General features: G+C 65.6%; 17 protein-coding genes, 1 tRNA gene and 1 pseudogene. 6 read left to right on the top strand and 13 right to left on the bottom strand.

The features are described from left to right. The 5 genes and pseudogenes from LPZ50_RS08655 to LPZ50_RS08635 all read right to left on the bottom strand — a co-directional run. Positions 1-189, bottom strand: a pseudogene (locus tag LPZ50_RS08655) (DUF2214 domain-containing protein); the annotation flags it as partial. Between the two features lie 5 nt (positions 190-194). Then, positions 195-575, bottom strand: coding sequence for a DUF6152 family protein (locus tag LPZ50_RS08650; protein ID WP_230659977.1), 381 nt, complete (start codon positions 573-575; stop codon positions 195-197). Positions 576-711: 136 nt separating this feature from the next. Next, positions 712-1,824 (bottom strand): alkene reductase, encoded by a 1,113-nt coding sequence (locus LPZ50_RS08645; protein WP_230659974.1) that lies wholly within the window; start codon positions 1,822-1,824, stop codon positions 712-714. A gap of 23 nt (positions 1,825-1,847) precedes the next feature. Continuing rightward, positions 1,848-2,141, bottom strand: coding sequence for an ArsR/SmtB family transcription factor (locus LPZ50_RS08640; protein ID WP_230659972.1), 294 nt, complete (start codon positions 2,139-2,141; stop codon positions 1,848-1,850). 77 nt (positions 2,142-2,218) lie between these two features. After that, positions 2,219-3,028: an AraC family transcriptional regulator gene (locus LPZ50_RS08635; RefSeq protein ID WP_230659969.1), complete on the bottom strand. Its 810-nt coding sequence runs from the start codon at positions 3,026-3,028 to the stop codon at positions 2,219-2,221. Positions 3,029-3,168: 140 nt separating this feature from the next. On the opposite strand from LPZ50_RS08635, the gene LPZ50_RS08630 reads away from it, so the two are divergent. From LPZ50_RS08630 to LPZ50_RS08615, 4 genes are all read left to right on the top strand, one after another. Further along, entirely contained in the window at positions 3,169-4,443 is a 1,275-nt protein-coding gene (locus tag LPZ50_RS08630) for an MFS transporter (RefSeq protein WP_230659966.1), read from the top strand. Positions 4,444-4,475: 32 nt separating this feature from the next. After that, positions 4,476-4,552: transfer RNA gene (locus LPZ50_RS08625), tRNA-Arg, on the top strand. A 469-nt stretch (positions 4,553-5,021) separates the two neighbouring features. After that, positions 5,022-6,491, top strand: coding sequence for an amidase (locus LPZ50_RS08620; RefSeq protein WP_268903293.1), 1,470 nt, complete (start codon positions 5,022-5,024; stop codon positions 6,489-6,491). Between the two features lie 68 nt (positions 6,492-6,559). After that, positions 6,560-7,879: an MFS transporter gene (locus LPZ50_RS08615; RefSeq protein ID WP_230659963.1), complete on the top strand. Its 1,320-nt coding sequence runs from the start codon at positions 6,560-6,562 to the stop codon at positions 7,877-7,879. Positions 7,880-7,922: 43 nt separating this feature from the next. On the opposite strand, the gene LPZ50_RS08610 is transcribed toward LPZ50_RS08615, so the two are convergent. The 7 genes from LPZ50_RS08610 to LPZ50_RS08580 all read right to left on the bottom strand — a co-directional run bounded on the left by LPZ50_RS08610 (position 7,923) and on the right by LPZ50_RS08580 (position 16,375). Continuing rightward, positions 7,923-8,387 carry an OsmC family protein gene (locus LPZ50_RS08610; RefSeq protein WP_230659960.1) on the bottom strand — a complete coding sequence of 155 codons (465 nt, stop codon included), beginning with the start codon at positions 8,385-8,387 and terminating at the stop codon, positions 7,923-7,925. Positions 8,388-8,396: 9 nt separating this feature from the next. Continuing rightward, positions 8,397-9,140, bottom strand: a complete 744-nt coding sequence (locus LPZ50_RS08605) for a GntR family transcriptional regulator (protein WP_268903292.1) — start codon at positions 9,138-9,140, stop codon at positions 8,397-8,399. 90 nt (positions 9,141-9,230) lie between these two features. Continuing rightward, complete coding sequence (locus LPZ50_RS08600; protein WP_230659957.1) at positions 9,231-10,838, bottom strand: MFS transporter; 1,608 nt, start codon at positions 10,836-10,838, stop codon at positions 9,231-9,233. Positions 10,839-10,871: 33 nt separating this feature from the next. Then, positions 10,872-11,690, bottom strand: coding sequence for a phytanoyl-CoA dioxygenase family protein (locus LPZ50_RS08595; protein ID WP_230659954.1), 819 nt, complete (start codon positions 11,688-11,690; stop codon positions 10,872-10,874). A gap of 60 nt (positions 11,691-11,750) precedes the next feature. Further along, positions 11,751-13,262 (bottom strand): NAD-dependent succinate-semialdehyde dehydrogenase, encoded by a 1,512-nt coding sequence (locus LPZ50_RS08590; protein ID WP_230659951.1) that lies wholly within the window; start codon positions 13,260-13,262, stop codon positions 11,751-11,753. A 299-nt stretch (positions 13,263-13,561) separates the two neighbouring features. Next, positions 13,562-15,673, bottom strand: a complete 2,112-nt coding sequence (locus tag LPZ50_RS08585) for a TonB-dependent siderophore receptor (protein WP_230659948.1) — start codon at positions 15,671-15,673, stop codon at positions 13,562-13,564. Between the two features lie 162 nt (positions 15,674-15,835). Continuing rightward, positions 15,836-16,375 carry a MarR family winged helix-turn-helix transcriptional regulator gene (locus LPZ50_RS08580; protein ID WP_230659945.1) on the bottom strand — a complete coding sequence of 180 codons (540 nt, stop codon included), beginning with the start codon at positions 16,373-16,375 and terminating at the stop codon, positions 15,836-15,838. A 128-nt stretch (positions 16,376-16,503) separates the two neighbouring features. On the opposite strand from LPZ50_RS08580, the gene LPZ50_RS08575 reads away from it, so the two are divergent. Both LPZ50_RS08575 and LPZ50_RS08570 read left to right on the top strand, forming a co-directional pair. Beyond that, positions 16,504-17,466, top strand: coding sequence for a Bug family tripartite tricarboxylate transporter substrate binding protein (locus LPZ50_RS08575; RefSeq protein WP_230659942.1), 963 nt, complete (start codon positions 16,504-16,506; stop codon positions 17,464-17,466). 12 nt (positions 17,467-17,478) lie between these two features. Continuing rightward, positions 17,479-19,047, top strand: coding sequence for a sulfatase-like hydrolase/transferase (locus LPZ50_RS08570; RefSeq protein ID WP_230659939.1), 1,569 nt, complete (start codon positions 17,479-17,481; stop codon positions 19,045-19,047). A 160-nt stretch (positions 19,048-19,207) separates the two neighbouring features. Here the strand turns inward: LPZ50_RS08570 and LPZ50_RS08565 are convergent. Then, positions 19,208-20,380: acetate--CoA ligase family protein (locus tag LPZ50_RS08565; RefSeq protein ID WP_230659936.1), on the bottom strand; the 1,173-nt coding region annotated here is incomplete at its 5' end.

Here is a 20,380-nt window from a genome sequence, read left to right as displayed (position 1 = left end):
CAGCCAGGGGGCAACGGCCGCCAGCGGCACGGCCGGAGCCGCGCCCAGCAGCCGCAAGTCCAGCGCGGCGGCGGTGCCCAGCAGTAGTCCAATAGACGCAATATGCGCGGCATTCACCAGCAGGTAAGCCGTGTCCCAGTGCCGCAGCAGCGCGGCATGCGGCAGGCTGGCCAGCCATTCCAGCGTCATGGGCCTTACTTCTTGATGCGTTCCGGATAGATGTCGTAGGTTTTGCCGCCCACGGTGATTTGCACGGCTTTCATGCGTTTCTCGGCATGGTCCTGGGCGCGGTTGCCGGTGGCGGTGATTGTGTCGCCAGGCTTGGCCGAGCCTTCAACGAAACCCGAGCGTTTGGTTTGCGACGGGTTGCCCAGTTCGACACGCCACACACCGTCTTGCGTGTCGACATCCAGCCAGGGGTGCGGCGGCGCGATCTGTACTTGCTTGATCGTGCCCTGCAACTGTATTTGCTCGGTGTCCGCCCACGACCAGCCGTGGTGTGCCCAAGCGGTTGAGACAAGCAGGCTGGCCGCGGCCAGCCCCAGCAGTTTTGCCGCCAGGATTCGATGGAGCATGGTGTCACCTTCCGCGAAATGGGTGATCGATGGCCTGCGCCCGGCCATGGCATGGCCGGGCGGGGCACGGTTCACTATAAACGCGGGAAGGCCAACCCGGCTAGACGGGCTGGTTTCCTGGGCGGCGGGCGCGATGTCAGGCCAGCGCGGGATAGTCGATATACCCTTGCGCGCCGCCGCCGTAGAACGTGTTCTTGTCGGGCTGGTTCAGCGCCGAGCGTTCGTGCAGGCGGCGCACCAGGTCAGGGTTCGCGATGAACAATTTGCCGAAGGCGATCAGGTCGGCCTTGCCGGTTTCCACGGTGCGTTCGGCCAGGTCGTAGTCGTAGTTATTGTTGCCCATCCATGCGGCCTTGCCGCCGGCTTCCTGGTAAGACCGGCGCAGCGCGGCGTAATCGAAAGGCTGGTCGCCCTGCTGGAAGTCGCGCGGGCCGCCGGTGGCGCCTTCGATGACATGTACGTAGGCCAGGCCGAAACCGGCGAGCTTGCGCACCACGTGATCGAACAGCGGCTGGGGATCCGGGTCGCTGGCGTCATTGGCCGGCGTCACGGGCGAAATGCGGATGGCGGTGCGGCCCGCGCCGATTTCCGCGGTGATGGCCTCCATCACTTCCACCAGCAGGCGGGCACGGTTTTCGATGCTGCCGCCATAGGCGTCGGTGCGCTGGTTGCTGCCCGAGCGCAGGAACTGGTCCAGCAGGTAGCCGTTGGCGGCGTGGACTTCCACGCCGTCGAAGCCCGCATCGATGGCGGCCCGCGCGGCGCGGCGGTAGTCTTCGACAATGCCGGGCAGCTCATCCAGTTCAAGCGCCCGAGGTTCGGAGGTGGCCACGAATTCACCGCTGCCGTCTTCATGCACCAGATAGGTCTTGGCGTTGGCGCGCACGGCGGATGGCGCGACAGGAGCGCCGTTTCCGGGTTGCAGCGAGGTGTGCGAGATGCGGCCCACATGCCACAACTGCACCACGATCTTGCCGCCGGCGGCGTGCACCGCATCGGTAACGCGTTTCCAGCCGGCCAGTTGCTCGGCCGAATACAGCCCGGGCACCTGGGCGTAGCCCTGGCCCTGGTGGGTGATGGCCGTGCCTTCGGTGACGATGAGTCCGGCGGTGGCGCGCTGCGTGTAGTAGGTGACCATCATGTCGGTGGGCACCGCATTGGGGGCGCGGTTGCGGGTCAGGGGCGCCATGACGACGCGGTTGGCCAATTGCAGGTCGCCGGCGGCGACGGGTTCGAAGAGAGTAGGCATGATGGGGGCTTCTTGGGAGGGGGCTAGAGTTCGTGGTCCAGGGCGCGCACGAAGGCGGCGATGGTGTCTTCGTTGCGCTTGTAAAAAACCCATTGGCCAATGCGGCGCGTGGTGACCAGTTGCGCGCGCTGCAGCACGGCAAGGTGGGTGGACATGGTCGACTGCGACAGGCCGCAGCGTTCGAACTGCCCGGCGCACACGCCCACTTCCAGCGGGTGTTCCTGGGTGGCGAAGTGCTTTTCGGGCTCTTTGAGCCACTGCAGAATGTCGCGGCGCACCGGATTGGCCAGGGCCTTGATGATGAGGTCGATGTCCATGAATGAGTTCAAGGCTTGAATCGGGTTTTGTCGAATTATATATCTTAAAAACTAGATATATCAATATGAAGTGCTAGTCACCCCTGTTCCTCCCGCATATACCCCTGCGGCGGCGTGCCCAGCGCGCGGCGGAACATGGCGCTGAATGCGCTGGGGCTGCGGTAGCCCAGTTCCGCCGCGACGCGCGCCACCGGCTGTCCCAGCGCCAGCCGGCGCAGGGCATCGGCCAGGCGTACCTGTTGTACCCACTGCCGGTAGTTCAGGCCCAGTTCGGCCTGGAACAGCCGGATCAGCGTGCGGCCGCTGGCGCCGACTTCGTCGCCCCAGTCATGCACCGTGCGGTTCAGCCCGGGCTGGGCCAGGATGGCGCGGCAGATGGTCTGCAGGCGGCGGTCGCGCGGCCAGGGTATCTGGATGGGGATGACGGGCGCGGCCGCCAGCTCGGTCAGCAGCAGGGCCACGATCTGTCCGGCCCGGCCGTCCACGTCGTATTCGATGGGTTCGGCGGCCAGCGCCAGGATCAGTTCGCGCAGCAGCCCGGATACTTCGATGACCTGGCAGCGGTCCCACAATGTGCTGGCGGCGTTGGCATGCACGTACAGCGTGCGCATCAGCACGGCACCCACCATCTGTATGCCGTGGATCGTGCCCGGCGGCACCCACAGCGCGCGCAGCGGCGGCAGGGTCCAGAAACCGTCGGGGGTGCTGACCCGCATCACGCCTTCGATGGCGTATACCAACTGGCCGCGCGGATGGCTGTGCGGGCCGGTAGTGTCGCTGGGCACGAAATCCTTGGCCATGGCCGTGACCAGGCGCGGCACGTACTGGTAGTCGTCGGCATCGCGGCTGCGTGCGGGGTCGGCGGGCAAGGGCAGGCGGCGGGGCATGGCTGTTCAGCAGGGCAGGTATGTCACTTTTACGACAAAAGTTGGCACTTCCGTGTGCTCTGGCCTTTATACACTGATTGTCTTGCGCCGCTCCGGCGCTTGCCGGGCCCGGTTGTCGACCTGATATTCGCCGCTACGCCATGACCACTACGCCTTCCGCCGGCTCCGCGCCGGCCCCCGCAGCTTCTTCCACCGCTTTCAAGGTCTTGGGCGCCATCAGCGTGGCCCACATGATGAACGACATGATCCAGTCGATCCTGTTGGCCATCTATCCCATGCTGAAAGAGTCGTTCAATCTCAGCTTCGCCCAGATCGGCCTGATCACGCTGACATACCAGATCGCCGCCTCGCTGCTGCAGCCGTGCATCGGCCTTTATACCGACAAGCGGCCCACCACGTATTCGCTGCCGATCGGCATGGGCTTCACGCTGGTGGGCTTGCTGCTGCTGGCGTTCGCGCCGTCGCTGCCGTATTTGCTGGTGGCCGCGGCGCTGGTGGGCACCGGGTCGTCGGTGTTTCACCCGGAATCGTCGCGGGTGGCCCGCATGGCCTCGGGCGGCCGGCATGGCCTGGCCCAGTCGCTGTTCCAGGTGGGCGGCAATGTGGGCTCGGCGCTGGGGCCCTTGCTGGCGGCGCTGTTCATCATTCCGCACGGACAGGCCAGCGTGGCCTGGTTTTCGCTGGCGGCGCTGTTCGGCATTGTGGTGCTGGTGGGCATCGGCCGCTGGTACGGCGCCAACCGTGCGCTGCTCAAGCCCAAGCCCCGCGCGGCGGGCGATGCCGAGGCGCCCACCCGGGGCAAGGTGTTGTGGGCGCTGGGCATCCTGGGGGTGCTGATTTTTTCCAAGTACTTCTATCTGGCCAGCCTGAACAGTTACTTCACCTTTTACCTGATGGACAAGTTCGACCTGTCCGTGCGTTCCGCGCAGTTGTACTTGTTCCTGTTCCTGGCCGCCGTGGCGTTTGGCACCGTGGCGGGCGGGCCGGTGGGCGACCGCATCGGCCGCAAGATCGTGATCTGGGTTTCCATTCTGGGCGTGGCCCCCTTCACCCTGATGCTGCCGCACGCCAACCTGTTCTGGACGGGTGTGCTGGTGGTGGTGATAGGGGTGGTGCTGGCGTCGGCGTTCTCGGCCATTGTGGTGTATGCGCAGGAACTGGTGCCGGGCAAGGTGGGCATGATAGCCGGCCTGTTCTTCGGCTTTGCCTTCGGCATGGGCGGGCTGGGGGCGGCGGCCTTGGGGCACCTGGCCGACGTGACCAGCATCGCCTACGTGTACAAGGTTTGCGCGTACCTGCCGCTGCTGGGGCTGGTGGCTTTCTTGTTGCCCGACATCGAACGCAAGAAGCGCGCACCCGCCGGACTGGTGCTGAGTCCGCAAATGGGCGGCACTGAAACAAGGCTGGACAAATAGGGAATATCCGCTATAATTTCGCCTCTTTACCAGCGCCCGTAGCTCAGTTGGATAGAGTACTTGGCTACGAACCAAGGGGTCGTGGGTTCGAATCCTGCCGGGCGCGCCAAATTCAAGAAAGGGTCTCCATTGCGAGGCCCTTTTTCTTTTGTGTCCGCGGCTCGTTTCGTCTGATGCTGCCGGGTGTATGGCCCCGGCCTGGCACCCATGGCGCTACCTAGCTGCCATGGTGGGCTTTCGCGGGTACCACCTGGTGTCCGGCTCCCGTCAGGGTGCCGGACACCGTCCTGCTGAGCCTGTCGTGGCGCACAACGGTGCCTGGCACCCTGACGGGAGCCAGGCACCTGGCCATTACATTACCCCCAGGCTGACTGTGCAGTGGCGCGCCTGGCTTGGCGACGGCCGGCGCATACGCGAAGCATCCTCTTTTTCCTGGGGCTGATTGCCGGGCAGGATAAGGAGGAAGTACCTTGTTGTATACGGATTTACCCGAATCCGGCTAATAAACCCGATATTTCCCTGGTTTTTGTGTATATAGTATACAAAACAAGGGGAAGCCTGTGCCTTTCGATTCTACGATGGACGCCGGTGCCGTTGTCCGCGCGGCGCCTGGCGACGGACAGATATGCCACTGGCCTTTGTGGCGCATGCAGGCGGCCTTGCAGGCCGGCGAATTGACGGCCGAAGCGCTGCTCGACCATTGCGAGGCGGCCTTTCTGCATGGACATGCCTGGGTGAATGCGCTGGCTGTCCATGACTACGACGCGGCGCGCCAGGCGGCCCGCGCGGCCGATGCCGTGCGGCGTGCCGGACGCGCCACCGGGCCGTTGCAGGGCATCCCGTTTTCCATCAAAGAATCGTTCGACGTGGCGGGCTGGGCCACCACCTGCGGCGACCCCATGCACGCTGGCAATATCGCCCTGCGCGATGCGGCGGTAACGGCGCGGCTGCGCGAGGCGGGCGCCATTTTGGTGGGCAAGTCCAACGTGCCCTTGTACCTGCGCGACTGGCAAAGCTACAACGCACTGCACGGCACCACACGTAACCCCCACGATCTGTCGCGCACACCCGGTGGTTCATCGGGCGGCAGCGCGGCCGCTGTCTGTACGGGCATGAGCGTGTTCGACGTAGGCTCGGACATTGGCTCGTCGCTGCGCAACCCGGCGCATTATTGCGGCATTTTTTCGCACAAGAGCACGCACGGGCTGGTGTCGCTGGCGGGGCATGGCATACGCAACGACGATGCCGCGCCGGATATCAATGTGGCGGGCCCGCTGGCGCGCTCGGCGCGGGACCTGGAAATCATTCTGCGCGTGCTGGCGGACGATGCCGCACCGCTGCCGCCGCCGCGCCCGGCCAGCCTGGCCGACTGCCGTATCGGCGTGCTGTCCGGCCATCCGTTCGCACCGGTGGACGAGGAAGTTTCCTCGGTGCTGGACAAGCTGGCGGGCGAGCTCGGGCGCCATGGTGCGCGGGTGGTGCGGCAGGCGGCGCCGGATATCGATGCGCCCGCGCTGTGGCGCACCTATGTGCTGATGTTGCGCGCCGCAACGTCGATGTACCTGGACGACGCCGCCTACGGGCAGGCGCGCGAACGCGCGCGGGCCGTGGATCCCGACGACCACAGTTATGCGGCCTTGCAGTACCTGGGCTCGGTGCTGGACCACCGTGCCTGGCTGCGCCTGGCCCACGCCCGCCGCGGCTTCGCGCGGGCCTGGGATGCTTTCTTCAAAAGGTACGACGTGCTGCTGTGTCCGGCCGCCGCCACCCCCGCGTTCCCGCTGGACGAGGCGGGCGAGCCCTGGCAGCGCAGCCTGACAGTGAACGGCCAGCAGCAGCCGATGACCACGCAACTGTTCTGGGCGGGTTTTTCGGGCCTTTGCGGCCTGCCGTCCACCGTGGCGCCAGCCGGCCGCAGCGCGGCGGGCCTGCCGGTGGGCGTGCAGATTGTTGCCCAGCGCCGGCACGACCTGACCTCGCTGCGCGTGGCGCAATGGCTGGAAGCGCTGGGCTACGGTTATCGCCCCCCTGTGGCGCGCATGGACTGATCCGCATGCGGGGCCGTGGGCCTCGTTCCGATTTTTCATACCGCAAGACCACTGAGGGGAGAGTACCGATGTTCAGTTGGTTCAAAGATCTGACGCTCATGGAGCGCAAGGGGTTCTACGGGGCATTCCTGGGCCATGCGGTCGACGTGTTCGATTTCATGATTTATTCGTTCCTGATTTCCACGCTGTTGACCCAATGGGACATGAGCAAGTCGGAAGCCGGCGCCATCGTCACGTACACGCTGGTGTCGTCGTTGGTGGGGGCCATCGTGGCGGGCATGCTGGCCGACCGCTACGGCCGGGTGCGCGTGCTGCGCTGGACCATCGTGGTGTTCGCGGTGGCGTGCTTCCTGTGCGGGCTGGCCACCAGCCCCGAGCAGCTGATGCTGTTCCGCATCATCCAGGGCCTGGGCTTTGGCGGCGAGTCGTCGCTGTGCATGGTGCTGGTGACCGAGATGATCCGCAACCCGGCGCATCGCGGCAAGTATTCGGGCTTCACGGCCAGCAGCTATTCGTTCGGCTGGGGCGCGGCCGCGTTGGCGTACGCCCTGATGTTCTCGGTATTGCCGCCCGAATACGCCTGGCGCGCCTGCTTTTTCCTGGGGGTGCTGCCCGCCTTCGTGGTGATCTACCTGCGCCGCAACCTGGTCGAGCCCGAGGTCTACCTGAAGGCGCGCGGCACGGCGCAGGCGGTGCCGCTGAAGCAGAACCTGGCGCGGGTGTTCAAGGCGCCGCTGTTGGGCAAGACGGTGCTGTGCGGCCTGCTGTCGGGCGGCATGCTGGGCGGCTACTACGCCATCGCCACCTGGCTGCCCACCTATCTGAAAACCGAGCGCGGGTTGTCGGTGTTCGGCACCAGTTCGTACCTGGTGGTGATGATCCTGGGGTCGTTCCTGGGGTACGTGGCCGGGGCCTACGCCACGGACCGCCTGGGCCGGCGCGCCACCTATATGCTGTTCGCCGTGGGCGCGCTGGCGATGGCGCTGTGCTACATGATGATCCCGATTTCCAACACGTCGATGCTGTTCCTGGGCTTTCCGCTGGGCATCCTGATGCAGGGTATGTTCTCGGGCATAGGCGCGACGATCTCCGAGTCGTATCCCAGCAGCGTGCGGGCCACCGGCTATGGCGTGTCGTACAACATGGGGCGGGTGATAGGCTCGTTCTTCCCGCTGTGCGTGGGCTGGCTCAGTTCGGGCAGCCTGGGCCTGGGGCTGGCCATCGCGGTGGTGGCGGGCGCGGGCTATGGGCTGGTGATCATCGCGGCCTTGCTGCTGCCCGAGACCAAGGGGCTGGACCTGAACAAGATCGAGGATGCGCCGCTGGGCGATTCCGCCGGGGAGGCCGCGGGCATGGTGGGTACTTCAGGCGCGGCGGCGGGCCGCTAGGGTATCCGGGTTCCAGTGCCTTGCTGCGCTGGAACCCGGAACGCTACCGTTCGAGGATCGTTTCGACCATGGTGCGCACCGAGTTTGCAATGAAGCATTGTTGATGCGCACGATGATGCAACGCCTCTTCGTCACTGGGGGTGGGCCCGGGGCCTTGGTAAACCACGCGCGGCCGCAGCGTGACGCGGCTGATCCACAGCAGGCCTTCGGCGTTTTTTTCCATGATGCCCGCCGCGCTGTCTTCGTAGCGATTCACCACGAAGCCGGCCTTGGCCGCCAGCCCCAGGAACACCAGCATGTGGCAGCTGGACAGCGCAGCGACATAGGCTTCTTCGGGGTCGACGCTTGCCGCCACGGAATAGGGCAGGGGCACGATATGCGGCGACGATGACGCGGGCACCTCGGCGCCGCCGTCAAAGCGCCATACGTGGCCGCGGCTGTAGCGGCTGTCGTGGAAGGCTTCGTGTTCCTGGCGGGACCAGGCGATGTCCGCTGCGATGTTTATCATGGTCTCTGCTCAGAGTTTGCTGCGGGTGTAGATTTCGGAATATCCCAGTTTGATGACTTCAGTGATCTGGTCTTGCCGGCGCGCGATATGCGCATCCAGCAGCTGCACCAAGGCAGCTTCATCGCGGGCCTTCAAGGCCTCGATGATGTGCATGTGCTCGGCCTGTGTATAGGGCCGCCGGCCGTTGCGCATGTCTATCCAGCGCACATACTGGATGCGGGCATTGACGTTGGCCAGTGCGCGCACGAATTCTTCGTTGCGGCTCAAGCGTGCCAGGCGCATGTGGAAGTCTTCGTCCAGCGCCAGCAAGTGCGCGGAATCGGTATCGTCCGGAATCGAGGTGTCGCGCTCGGTGGCCGCGGCCAGCTCGTCGATTTCCTGGTCGGTGGCGCGCTTGCAGGCCAGGCGGATGATGGCGGTTTCCAGGCCAAGGCGGTATTCGTACAGGTCGAATACCTGTTTGGCATCCAGCGTGCGGCTGGTGAAGCCCTTGTTCGCGGTGCGTTCCAGGAATCCCTCGACCATCAACTGATTCAGCACTTCGCGCAGCGGAGTGCGGCTCACCTCCAATTGCTTGGACAGCTCGATCTCGTTGATGCGCTCGCCCGGCTTGAACTCGAATGTGGCGGCCATGGCTTTGATGCGTTCATAGATGGCCGATGAACTGAGCGAAGTGCGTTTGCGCGGTGCGCCCCCCCCTTCGAGGGGGGCGCCGTCCGGCGCGGGAACGGCACGGGTGCCAGCCTGGGTCATTGTCAGTCCGTAAATGTGTATACCGAACTGTATTATATCCAGCGCTGGAAGAGGGCCCCCCAGTGGGGGGCGCGATGGCGGGGCTGTGGTTCACCGGTCCAGTTTCCAGCCGCGGGTTTCGGGCAGCAGGAAGGCAGCCACCAGGATGGAGATGCTGGCGATCACGATAGGGTAATACAGGCCGGCGTAGATATTGCCGGTGGTGGTCGAGATCAGGGTTGCGAAGTACAGGGCGAACCCGCCGAAATAGCCCGTGCCGATATGGTAAGCCATCGACATACTGGAATAGCGGACCTTCGTCGGGAACAGTTCGACCAGATAGGCCCCGTTGGGCCCATACACCACGCAGCCTATCACCACCAGCAGCCAGATCAGGAACACCACCATGGGCCGGTTGATTTGCGTGCCATCGGCCTGGGCCGGGTAGCCTGCGTTGCGCAGTATCTGTGTGATGGCTGCCGTGTCCGCGCCGTCGGCGCTGGCCCCCGCCACTTTTACGGTGGCGCCCGGCGTGGCGGCCGGCACCAGCGTATACGGCACGCCCGCATTGTTGAGCTGTTCGCGGGCCCGTTCGCACGAGGTTTCCGGCGCCGAGAACATGCGCAGCCGACATTCCGATGACGCCAGGGTGACCGGCGCGGTGGCGATGGCGCGGTCCAGCGCGGGGTTGGCGTAGTGGGTCAGGCCCTTGAAGATGGGAATGATGGCCAGCACGCCGACGATGAAGCCGCCGATGATGACGCGCTTGCGGCCCACGCGGTCCGATAGCCACCCTGCGATCACGAAGAACGGCGCGCCCAGCAGCAAGGCGATCGACACCAGCGTATAGGCCGTGGTGGCATCGACTTTCAGCCATTTCATCAGGAATATCAGCGCGAAAAACTGCCCTGTGTACCAAAGCACGGTGACGCCTGCGACGGTGCCGAACAGCGCCAGCAGCACATATTTCAGATTGGCCCAGTTGCCGAAGGCATCGCGGATAGGCTGGCGGGATGTCTTGCCTTCCGCCTTCATCTGGATGAATACCGGCGATTCGCTGAGGCGGGCGCGGATATAAATGGAAACGCCCAGCAGGAACACGGAGAACAGGAAAGGGATGCGCCAGCCCCAGCCCGAGAATTGTTCTGGTGTCATGGCGGCGCGGGTCACGGTCACCACCAGCAGCGACAGCAGGAATCCGGCGGTGGCGGTGAGCTGGATCCAGCTGGTGTGCAGGCCGCGCAGCTTGTCATCGGCGTGCTCGGCCACGTAGGTGGCGGCGCCGCCGTATTCGCCGCCTAGCGCCAGGCCCTGTATGCAGCGCAGCAGCACCAGCAGCGCCGGCGCCCAGGCGCCCGCCGTGGCATAGGTGGGCAGCAGCCCGACGCCGATAGTGGCCACCCCCATCATGACGATGGTGATGAGGAAGGTATGTTTGCGGCCGACCAGGTCGCCCAGCCGGCCGAACACCAGCGAGCCGAAGGGCCGCAGCACCAGCCCTACGCCGAAGGTGGCCAGGCTGGCCAGGAAACTGGCCGTCTGGCCCATGCTGGGCGGGAAGAACAGCGGTGCCAGCACGGCGGCCAGTGCGCCGTAGACAAAAAAGTCGTACCACTCGAAAGCCGTGCCCAGCGATGCGCCCCATACGACTTTGCGCATTTCCCTGGAATTGACACCCTGGGCGGGCGCGTTCTGCAAACTACCTGCCGTCGTTTCCATTTTTTTCCCCTGGCTTGCGGAGTAACAGCCGGCTCAGGCCGGCAACAGGCCGCGTGCGTAGTCCGACAGGCTGCCGTCGTCGATCTGCTGCAGCACGTACGGAGCCGGATTCATGATGTAGGCGTTCTTGTGTTGGCGTGTCGCCTGGCCCGTGGGGCGATTGCCATCGCGGCTGTAGGCGAAGTACAGGTTGCGCCGGCCCTGGTCGGAATGGTTTTCTTTCGAGCTGTGCACCAGGTTGCCGCAGAACAGCACAACGGTGCCGGCGGGAAATACGCATTCGTAGATTGGCACATCCGCGAAGTGCTCTTCCATGTAGTCGTCCGGCACGATGTGCAAGGGGTAGCTGGTGGTCTTGGTGTCGTAATAGGCGTTGATCAAGCCATGCTTGTGCGAACCGGGTACGAATCGCAGCGGGCCGTTGTCCGGCGTGGAGTCATCCAGCGTGATCAGCACCGTGAGCATGTCGCGATGCCCGCCATGGATCAGGCCGTCGTGCACCCAGCTGGCGTAGTCCTGGTGCCATTGGAAAATATCGCCCTTGCCGGCCGCCTTGTAGTTCAGGCGCGACTGGTGCAGGTACGTGGCGCCCAGCAATTGCTGGACGGCGCCGAGTACCCGCGGCAGCCTGTATGTACGCGCGCAGGCCTCGGAGTCGAGTTCGACGGCCCAGGCGGCGCGTACGGTGGCGCCGTCTTTCTCCAGTACGTTCGCATCCGGATGGCCGCGCTGGTCGCTATGCAGCATCAGCGCGTCTTCCTGCAGCGCGCGCAGTTCGGCCGGCGTGAACAGGTCGCTCAGCACCAGAAAGCCGTTTTCGTCGTAGTCGTGGATTTGTTCAGCAGTCAACATGGCGAAGTGTCCTTCAAGAGAGAGGAATCAAAACTGCGTATATACGTAGGTTGGGGGCGGTTATAGGGCGCCGATAGTCACTTGCTTGGTTTCCAGGAATTCGTCGATGCCGTGGTGCGCGCCCTCGCGGCCGATGCCCGACTGCTTTACCCCGCCGATGGGCACGGCCTCGGAGGAAATGACGGCCTCGTTGATGCCCACGGCACCGAGTTCCAGCCGCTCGGCCAGGCGCAAGGCCCGATTGAGATCGCGCGTATAAAAGTAGCCGGCCAGGCCGTAGCTGGAATCATTGGCCAGCGCCAAGGCCTCTTCTTCCGTGTCGAAGGGAATCAGCGGCGCGACCGGGCCGAATGTTTCTTCGTGGCAAATGCGCATTTGCGGCGTGACGTCCAGCAGCACGGTGGGCTGAAAGAACAGGCCGCCGCGCGCATCGGGAGCGCCGCCGATGGCCGTGCGGGCGCCCTTGCCGACGGCGTCGGCCACGTGCTGCATTACTTTGTCGATGGCTTTGCTGTTGATCAGCGGGCCTTGCGTGACGCCGGCCTGCATGCCGGGCCCCACCCGCAGGCCGCGTACCCGTTCGACCAGTCTGGCCGCGAATGCCTCGTAGACGCCGCGCTGCACTAGGATGCGATTGGCGCAGGTGCAAGTCTGGCCCATGTTGCGGAACTTGCTGGCCAGGGCGCCATCCGCGGCGCGATCCAGGTCCGCGTCGTCGAACACGATCAGCGGCGCGTTGCCGCCGAGTTCCAGGCTTAGCTTGAGCACATTGTCGGCCGCCAGGCGCATCAGTTGCTTGCCCGTGGCGGTCGACCCGGTAAATGACAGCTTGCGCACCCGTTCGTCCGCGAGCAGGGTCTGGCCGGTTTCCGCCACATTGTCGCGGGTGCACAGTACAAGATTGATGACGCCGGGCGGGATGCCGGCCCGTTGCGCCAGTACGCACAGGGCAATGGCCGACAGCGGGGTTTCCTCTGAGGGCTTGAGCACGATGGTGCAGCCGGCCGCCAGGGCGGGGGCGCATTTGCGGGTGATCATGGCGCTGGGGAAGTTCCAGGGGGTAATCGCCACGACCACGCCCACCGGCTGGCGCAGAATGAGGACGCGGCGGTCCGCGTTGTAGGTCTGCAGGACTTCTCCATGCACGCGCTTGGCTTCTTCCGCGTACCAGGATACGAAGCTGGCGCCGAACAGGACTTCGCCGCGGGCTTCGGCCAGGGGCTTGCCCTGTTCGCGTGTCATCAAGAGCGCCAGGTCGTCGGCATGGGCCAGGATCTGGGCGTGCCAGGCCATCAGCAGCGCCGCCCGCTCGCTTGCCGAGCGGGCCGCCCACGCTTGCTGCGCCTGGGCCGCGGCATCGACGGCCTGGCGCGCCTGTTTGACGGAGGTTGCCGAGATGCTGGCCAGATGCTCGCCGTTGGCGGGGTCTGTCACGTGCAGCGCCGGGCCGTTGTTCGTCTCATCCCATTGTCCCCCCACATAGCCGCCCAGGCGCAGCAGGTCGGGATCGCGCAGTTGGCGCCGCAGGCTGGATACGGGCGGGGCGTCCGGGACGGAATCCAAGGCGTTCATGGCGGTGTTTTCCTTTCAGTTAAAGTGCATCACAGTCGGAATAATATGCTGTATACACTTTGGCTCAATGAGGGAAAACCCGACGCAGGCGCGCGAAACGTGCCTGCTCTGGCCGGTTTATGCCATGCGGCCGGAGGTATTTGGGGGAAGGGGAAGAGGCAGAGACCGATGGGCCGGGATGGCACAGGCCTTGGTTCGCGCGATGGACGGAACCGTCGGCCAGGTCTTGATGATGGGGGTGTGTCTGGAACGAAGGCCCGGCGTGCCCGCCCTTGCGGCGGGACGCCAGGTAAATGGACTTAGAACCGGTACGCCGCGCTCAGCGTCACCGTACGGCGCTGGCCATAGAAGCAGTCACCACGTTCCAGGCACGTGACTTCATAGCTCTTGTCGGCGATGTTGTTCACGTTCAGCGCGTAGCGCCAGGGGCCGCTGTCGTAGGCCAGCATGGCATCGAACAGCGTGACCGACGGCGTTTCGGGGGCGCTGCCGGTGGTGAAGGCGCCCAGGTAGCGCACGCCGGCCCCGGCCGAGAACCCCGACACGCCCGCCACCGCGAAGCGATACTTGCCCCACAGCGACGCCATGTGCTTGGGCACGCCTTCCAGGGCCGGGTCGATGTCGGTGTAGATGTAGTTGGCAATGACATCCATCTGCTTGGTCACGCGGCCCCGGAATTCCAGTTCCACGCCGCGCGTCTTGGTCTTGCCGGCCTGGATCTGGTTGTTGGGGTTGGACGGGTCGGGCACCTGGCGGTTCTTCTCGCGCAGGTCGTACACCGCCGCGGTCACTTGCAGATCCTGGTCGGGCGGCATGAACTTCAGGCCGGCTTCCCATTGCTCGCCGCGCATGGGCTTGTAGCGGTTGTTGTAGAAGTCGGTGCCGGCCACGGGCGTGAACGATTCGCTGTAGCTCAGGTAGGGCGACACGCCGTTGTCGAAAGCGTACAGCAGGCCGAAGCGCTTGGTGGTGGCGTTGTCGGTCTCGCGGTCGCTGCCCTCCACGTCGCTGCGCGCGCGGTCGTGGCGCAGGCCCGCCACGAAGATCCAGTTGCCATAGCGGATCTGGTCCTGTGCGTAGAAGCCCATCTGCTCTTGCTTGGTCTTGGGCGTGTCGCTCAGTTCGTATTCGGGGATGTTGCCGTATACGGGGTGGTATACGTTCAGCGGGCTGCCCATGCCCGACGCCGTCTGCCCGGTTTCGCGGTAGCGGCTGTAGTCGGCGCCTACCAGCACGGTGTGCTCGGTGGCGCCCCAGTTCAGCTTGCCTTCCAGGTTCTGGTCGGCCAACAGCGTGCGCATGCGGGGCTTGGTGACGTAAAAAATGCGGTTCAGCGTGGTCTGGTCGGCGTCCAGGAAGGGATTGTCCGGGTTGGAATAGACGTCCGGATACAGCGATTTGTAGTCGACCTTGCTAATGGTGTTGCGGAAGTTCTGGCGCACTGTCCAGCGGTCGTTGAACTTGTGTTCAAACAGCCAGCCCACGCTGAACTGCTCGGTATCGTAGGCGTCGAAACCCGGTTCGCTGACGAAGCGGCGCGTGGGGATGCGGCCGTTGGGGTTGTCCAGCACCGTGCCTTTCCAAGGCAGGAACGATTGGGTGGTGCCGGCCTTGTCTTTCTGGAAATAACCTTGCAGGGTCAGCGTGGTGGCGGCGCTGGGCTGCCAGGTGAGCGACGGCGCCAGCATCAGGCGGTCGTCGGGGGCATGCTGCACTTGCGTATCGCTGTCGCGCGCCACGGCCACCACGCGGTATAGCCATTGGCCGTCTTCCGTCAGCGGGCCGGTCAGGTCGGCCTGTACTTCCTTGCGGTTGTGGTTGCCCAGTACTACCCCGATTTCGCGCTGCGCCTCGGGCTGCGGACGCTTGCTGACCAGGTTCAGCACGCCGCCCGTACTGCCCTGGCCATACAGCATGGACGAAGGGCCGCGCAGCAGTTCGATGCGTTCCAGCGCGTAGACCTCGGTGCGCGGGTTGTTGTAGCTGAAGAACTGGCGCAGGCCGTCCAGGTACTGCACGGGTTCGACGCCGCGCACGCGCACATAATCGGCGCGGTTGTCCACGCCATAGGCATTGGGGCGCACGCCGGCCGCATAGTTCAGGGCGTCCTGCACGTTCTGGGCACCCTGGTCCACGATCTGGTCGCGCGGAATCACTGTAATGGCTTGCGGGGTTTCCCGCAGCGAGGTGTCGGTTTTCGTGCCGGTGGCGCTGCGCCGGGCGGCATAGCCGATGACGGGACTGGTGGCGGTTTCCTGGCTGCCGGTGACGCGCACGGCGGGCAGGGTGGCGGCGCTGTCGGCGGCGGCTTCCTGCGCCTGGGCGCCGAAGCTGGCCAGGCCCGCGGCCAGCAGGGCCAGGGTCAGGGCGGACGCCTTGTGGGCAGGTCGTGCGCGCGTATAAGTACTCAAGGGAATTTCCCCACAAAAATGGTGTAAATATTAATTTCAAGAATAAGAACTATTCTTGATTAAGCCGCGAATTATAGGGTCGGGCTGTACGGAATTTCCAGACTGCGGCGCGGCAGCCGCGGCTTCCCAGGCGGCGCCCCGGCAATGTGTTGCGCGTAAACGTCAGTCGTCACCCGCGGGCCTGGCGGGCGGGCGTCGCGTACCGCCGTCGCGCCGGCTGGCTTTGTCGGCAATGACGTTGTCGTTGGCCATGCGGGCGCCGCGCTCGGCCACCATCTGCAGCAGCCGCAGCAACTGCTGGCTTTCCTGGGGGGTGAGGTCGGACATCAGCAAGGTATTCAGCCTGGCGATCTCGGGCAGCATGGCCTGGTACAGCGCCCGCCCGGCATCGGTGGCCAGCACGTTCATGATGCGCTTGTCGCGCTGGTCGCGCACGCGCGCGGCCCAGCCTTTTTCGCATAGCGTGCCCAGCGCGCGCGACGTGCGCACCAAGTCCAGCCGGGCCGTGGCGGCCAGTTCGGCCGAGGTCAGCGGCCCGTATTCCACCACCGCGGCCAGCAGGCGCCATTCCCGCCGGGTAATGCCGAAACGGCCTTCGCATAGCCGCACGAATACCGGGCTGGCTTGCGACCAGGCCTGGTACAGGCAATACATGGGCATGTCCGCCAGATGGGCGGAGGCTTGGGCGGGCACGCGGGACATCAGGGGTCTCCTGGCGGGATCTTGTTTGTTTATGCTGATATTGGATTAGATCAAGAAACACGTCCGTTGCTACAGTCTTTTGCATTGACAACATCGCGTCGCAAGAACGCACAACAGGAGAGGAAGACATGATCAAGCGAATGCTGGCTGCCCTGGCGGCCTGTGCGATGGCCGCATCGGCCTGGGCCGCCGCGCCATTGGACGGCCCGCTGACCATTGTGGTGGGCTATCCGCCTGGCGGCAGTTCGGACCGCATCGCCCGGCTGGTGGCCGAACGCCTGAAAGACCGGGTGGGCGTGTCGGTCATCGTCGAGAACAAGACGGGCGCGGGCGGCCGGATTTCGGCGCAGCTGCTGCGCAATGCCGGCGCAAGCCAGAACGTGCTGCTGCTGGGCAACCCCGCCGTGATGGTGGTGGCCCCGCTGGTGTACGCCGACCCCGGCTATGACGCCCAGCGCGATTTCCAGCCGGTGTCGCTGGTCAGCAGCTACAAGTTCGCCCTGGCCGTGTCGGCCGATTCTCCTATGAAGAACATGCAGGCGCTGCGGGCCTGGCTGAAGGAAAACCCCGATCGCTACACCGTCGGTGTGCCGGCCACGGGCAGCCTGCCGCATTTCTTTGCCTTGATGCTGGGCGATGAAATCGGCCAGAAGACCGAGGTGGTGGGCTACCGCGGGTCGGCGCCGCTGATCAGCGAACTGATAGGCGGCATCCTGCCGCAGGCAATCGATACGCTGGATACCTTGCTGCCGCAGCACCAGGGCGGCCGCGTGCGCATCCTGGCCACTTCGGGCGCCGAGCGCGAGGCGGCGTTGAAAGACGTGCCCACTTTCCGCGAAGCCGGCATCGACCTGGCGGCCGATGGCTGGAACGCCTTCTTCGCGCCGGCGGCCATGCCGAAAGACAAGGCTGAACGCCTGGGCCGCGATATTGCCGAGGTGATGCGCGAGCCGGCCATGCAGCAGGCCGTGCGCGCGGCGAACCTGGAGCCTGTGTCCGCCGACGCGGCGCAGACGGCGCAGGCCCTGGCGGCGTACCGCAAGCAATGGGAGCCGGTGGTGCGCGAATCCGGCTTCAAGGCCACGCAGTAACACCGAGGCATCATGAGCAAGATCCAGAACCTGCTGTTCATCATGGCGGACCAGTTGCGGGCCGACCACCTGGGCTGTTATGGCCACCCGTACCTGCGCACGCCGAACCTGGACGCGCTGGCCCGCCGCGGTTTGCGGTTCGACCGGGCATTCGTGAATTCCGGGGTGTGCGGTCCGTCGCGCATGAGCTACTACACGGGGCGCTACCCCTCCAGCCACGGCACCACCTGGAACCGCGTGCCGCTGTCGGTGGGCGAAGTGACACTGGGCGAGTACCTGGCGCAGCACGAGCGCGACATGGTGCTGATCGGCAAAAGCCACGTCATTCCCGACCAGGCCGGCATGCAGCGGCTGGCCATCGACGGCGGCTCGGAACTCGGCACGCTGCTGGCGCGCGGCAGCTTCCGCGAGGCCGACCGCTACGACGGCCACCATGAACCTGGCGACGAAAGCGGCTACCCTGCGTTTCTGCGCCGCCATGGCTACGATTCGGCCGACCCGTGGTCGGACTATGTGATTTCGGCGGTGGACGGCAATGGGCAGGTGGTCAGTGGCTGGCACATGCGCAACACGCATCTGCCGTCGCGCGTGCGCGAAGCGCATTCCGAAACCGCCTACACCACCGACTGCGCGCTGGACTTCATGCGCAAGCGCGGGTCGCAGCCCTGGGCGTTGCACCTGAGCTATGTGAAGCCGCACTGGCCCTACATGGCGCCCGATCCCTACCACCGCATGTACCGCAGCGGCCAATGCCTGCCGGTGGTGCGCAACCAGCAGGAACTGGCGGGCGCGCATCCGGTGCTGCAGGCCTACCGCCAGCATGAAGAAAGCCAGAGCTTCGCGCGCGAAGATTGCGTGCGCACGGTGCGGCCGGCCTACCAGGGGCTGATCACGCAGTTGGACACACACTTGGGCCGCCTGTTCGACTACATGGAAGGCGCCGGCCTGATGGACAACACCTTGATCGTGTTCACCGCAGACCACGGCGACTTCCTGGGCGACCACTGGCTGGGCGAAAAAGAGTTGTTCTACGACACCGTGCAGCGCGTGCCGTTGATCGTGGCCGACCCCGGCGCCGCGGCCAACGCCACCCGCGGGCGGGTGTGCCAGGAACTGGTGGAAAGCGTGGACATTCTGCCGACCGTGCTGCAAGCCCTGGACATGCCGCTGGCCGGCCACCGCCTGGAAGGGCGCGCGCTGCAGCCGCTGCTGCATGGCGTTGCGGGCGATGCGCCTTGGCGCGACGCGGCCGTGTCGGAATTGGATTACAGTTTTCGCCAGGCCCGCGTCACGCTGGGCAAGACTCCGCAGCAATGCCGCGCCTGGTCGGTGCGCACAGACCGTTGGCGCTATGTGTACTGGCGCGACGAACCCGAGCAACTGTTCGACCTGGCCAGCGACCCCGACGAATTCCAGGACCTGGGCACCAGTGCATCCCACGCGGAGGCGCGGGCCCTGATGCGGCAGCACTTGCTGGACTGGTCGCTGCGCGCCAAGCGCCGCACCACCATGTCGGACGAGGCGGTGGAGCGGTCCACCAACGCCCACAAGCGCGCGGGGGTTTATTTCGGACAGTGGTAGCCAGGGTATCAGGCACTTAGCCATATAGGTGTCTGGCTCCCGTCAGGGTGCCAGACACCGTCTGACTGAGGCCGTCGTGGCACACAACGGTGTCCGGCACCTTCGGAGCCGGACACCTGGCAGCACCCGTGCAAGACGCCCGGTAGCGGACGCGGAATTGCTACCGCAGTATCACCACCCCGTCCGCCGCTTTCACGCCCTGTCCGGCGGGCAGCACGAACAGCGGATTGATCTCGGCTTCTTCCAGGCGATCGTCCAGCGCCGCCGCCATGGCGGCGAAGGCCATGATGGCATCGACCAGCGCCGGCACATCGGCGGGCGGCCGGCCGCGATAGCCGTCCAGCAGGGGCCAGGTTTTCAGCTGGCGCACCATGGCTTCGGCATCCGGCCGCGCCAGGGGCAGCAGCCGCAGCACCGTGTCATTGAAAAGCTCGGCGGCCACGCCGCCCATGCCCAGCAGGATGGACGGCCCCAATTGCGGGTCGCGGTGGAATCCCAGGATCATTTCGGTGCCGCCCGCCACCATTTCCTGCACCAGCAGGCCTTCGACCGGCGCGTCGGTGGCGGCCCGCACCGCGCGCAGCATGGCTTGGCCGCGCACCGCCGCGTCGGGGGCGGGCACGCCCACCACCACGCCGCCTATATCGCTTTTATGGGCCAGGTGGCGCGACAGGACTTTCAGCACCACTTTGCCGCCCATGGCGGCGGGCGCGTGCCCGGCTTCGTCGGGCGTGGCGGCCACGGTTTCGCGCACTGAGGCGATGCCGAAGCGGGTGAACAGGGCCTTGCTTTCGGCTTCGTTCAGCGGGCCGGCGGGCAGGCCTCGCGCTTCTTGGGCCGCGGCTTGCGGGGCGGCTGCCTCTGGCGCCGCGGCGTTCCGCACCAGCATGGCCGAGAAAGCCGCGGCGCAGCTTTCCGGCGCGGCGAACGCGGGAATGCCTTGGCGGTTCAGGTCGGCCAGTATGTGTGGCGCATGCGGGCTGACGTACACCAGCACGGGTTTGTCGCTCTTTTTCAGGCAGTCGCCGACGGCGCCGGACACCAGGGTAGGGTGCTGCAAGGATGACGAGCCGGCGATGACCACCGCGCCGTCGTATGACGGACTGGCCAGCAGCGTGTCGATGGCGCCGCGCAGCAGGTCGGGCTTCAGGCCGGCCAGAGTCAGGTCGATGGGGTTGCGGCTGAGCACGGCCTCGTCGCCGCTTTGCAGGGCGTCCAGGCGCGCGGCGGTATCGGCATCGGGGGCGGGCGTATCCAGCCCGGCCAGGCCGCAGCTGTCGGCCACCAGCGTGCCGGCGCCGCCAGTCGAGGTCAGGATGGCGATGCGCCCGCC

This window comes from Bordetella petrii (assembly GCF_020991325.1).
Taxonomy (GTDB): domain Bacteria; phylum Pseudomonadota; class Gammaproteobacteria; order Burkholderiales; family Burkholderiaceae_B; genus Bordetella_A; species Bordetella_A petrii_E.
The sequence above is the reverse complement of the archived record's forward strand: the minus strand, read 5'-3'. Positions and strand labels throughout refer to the sequence as shown.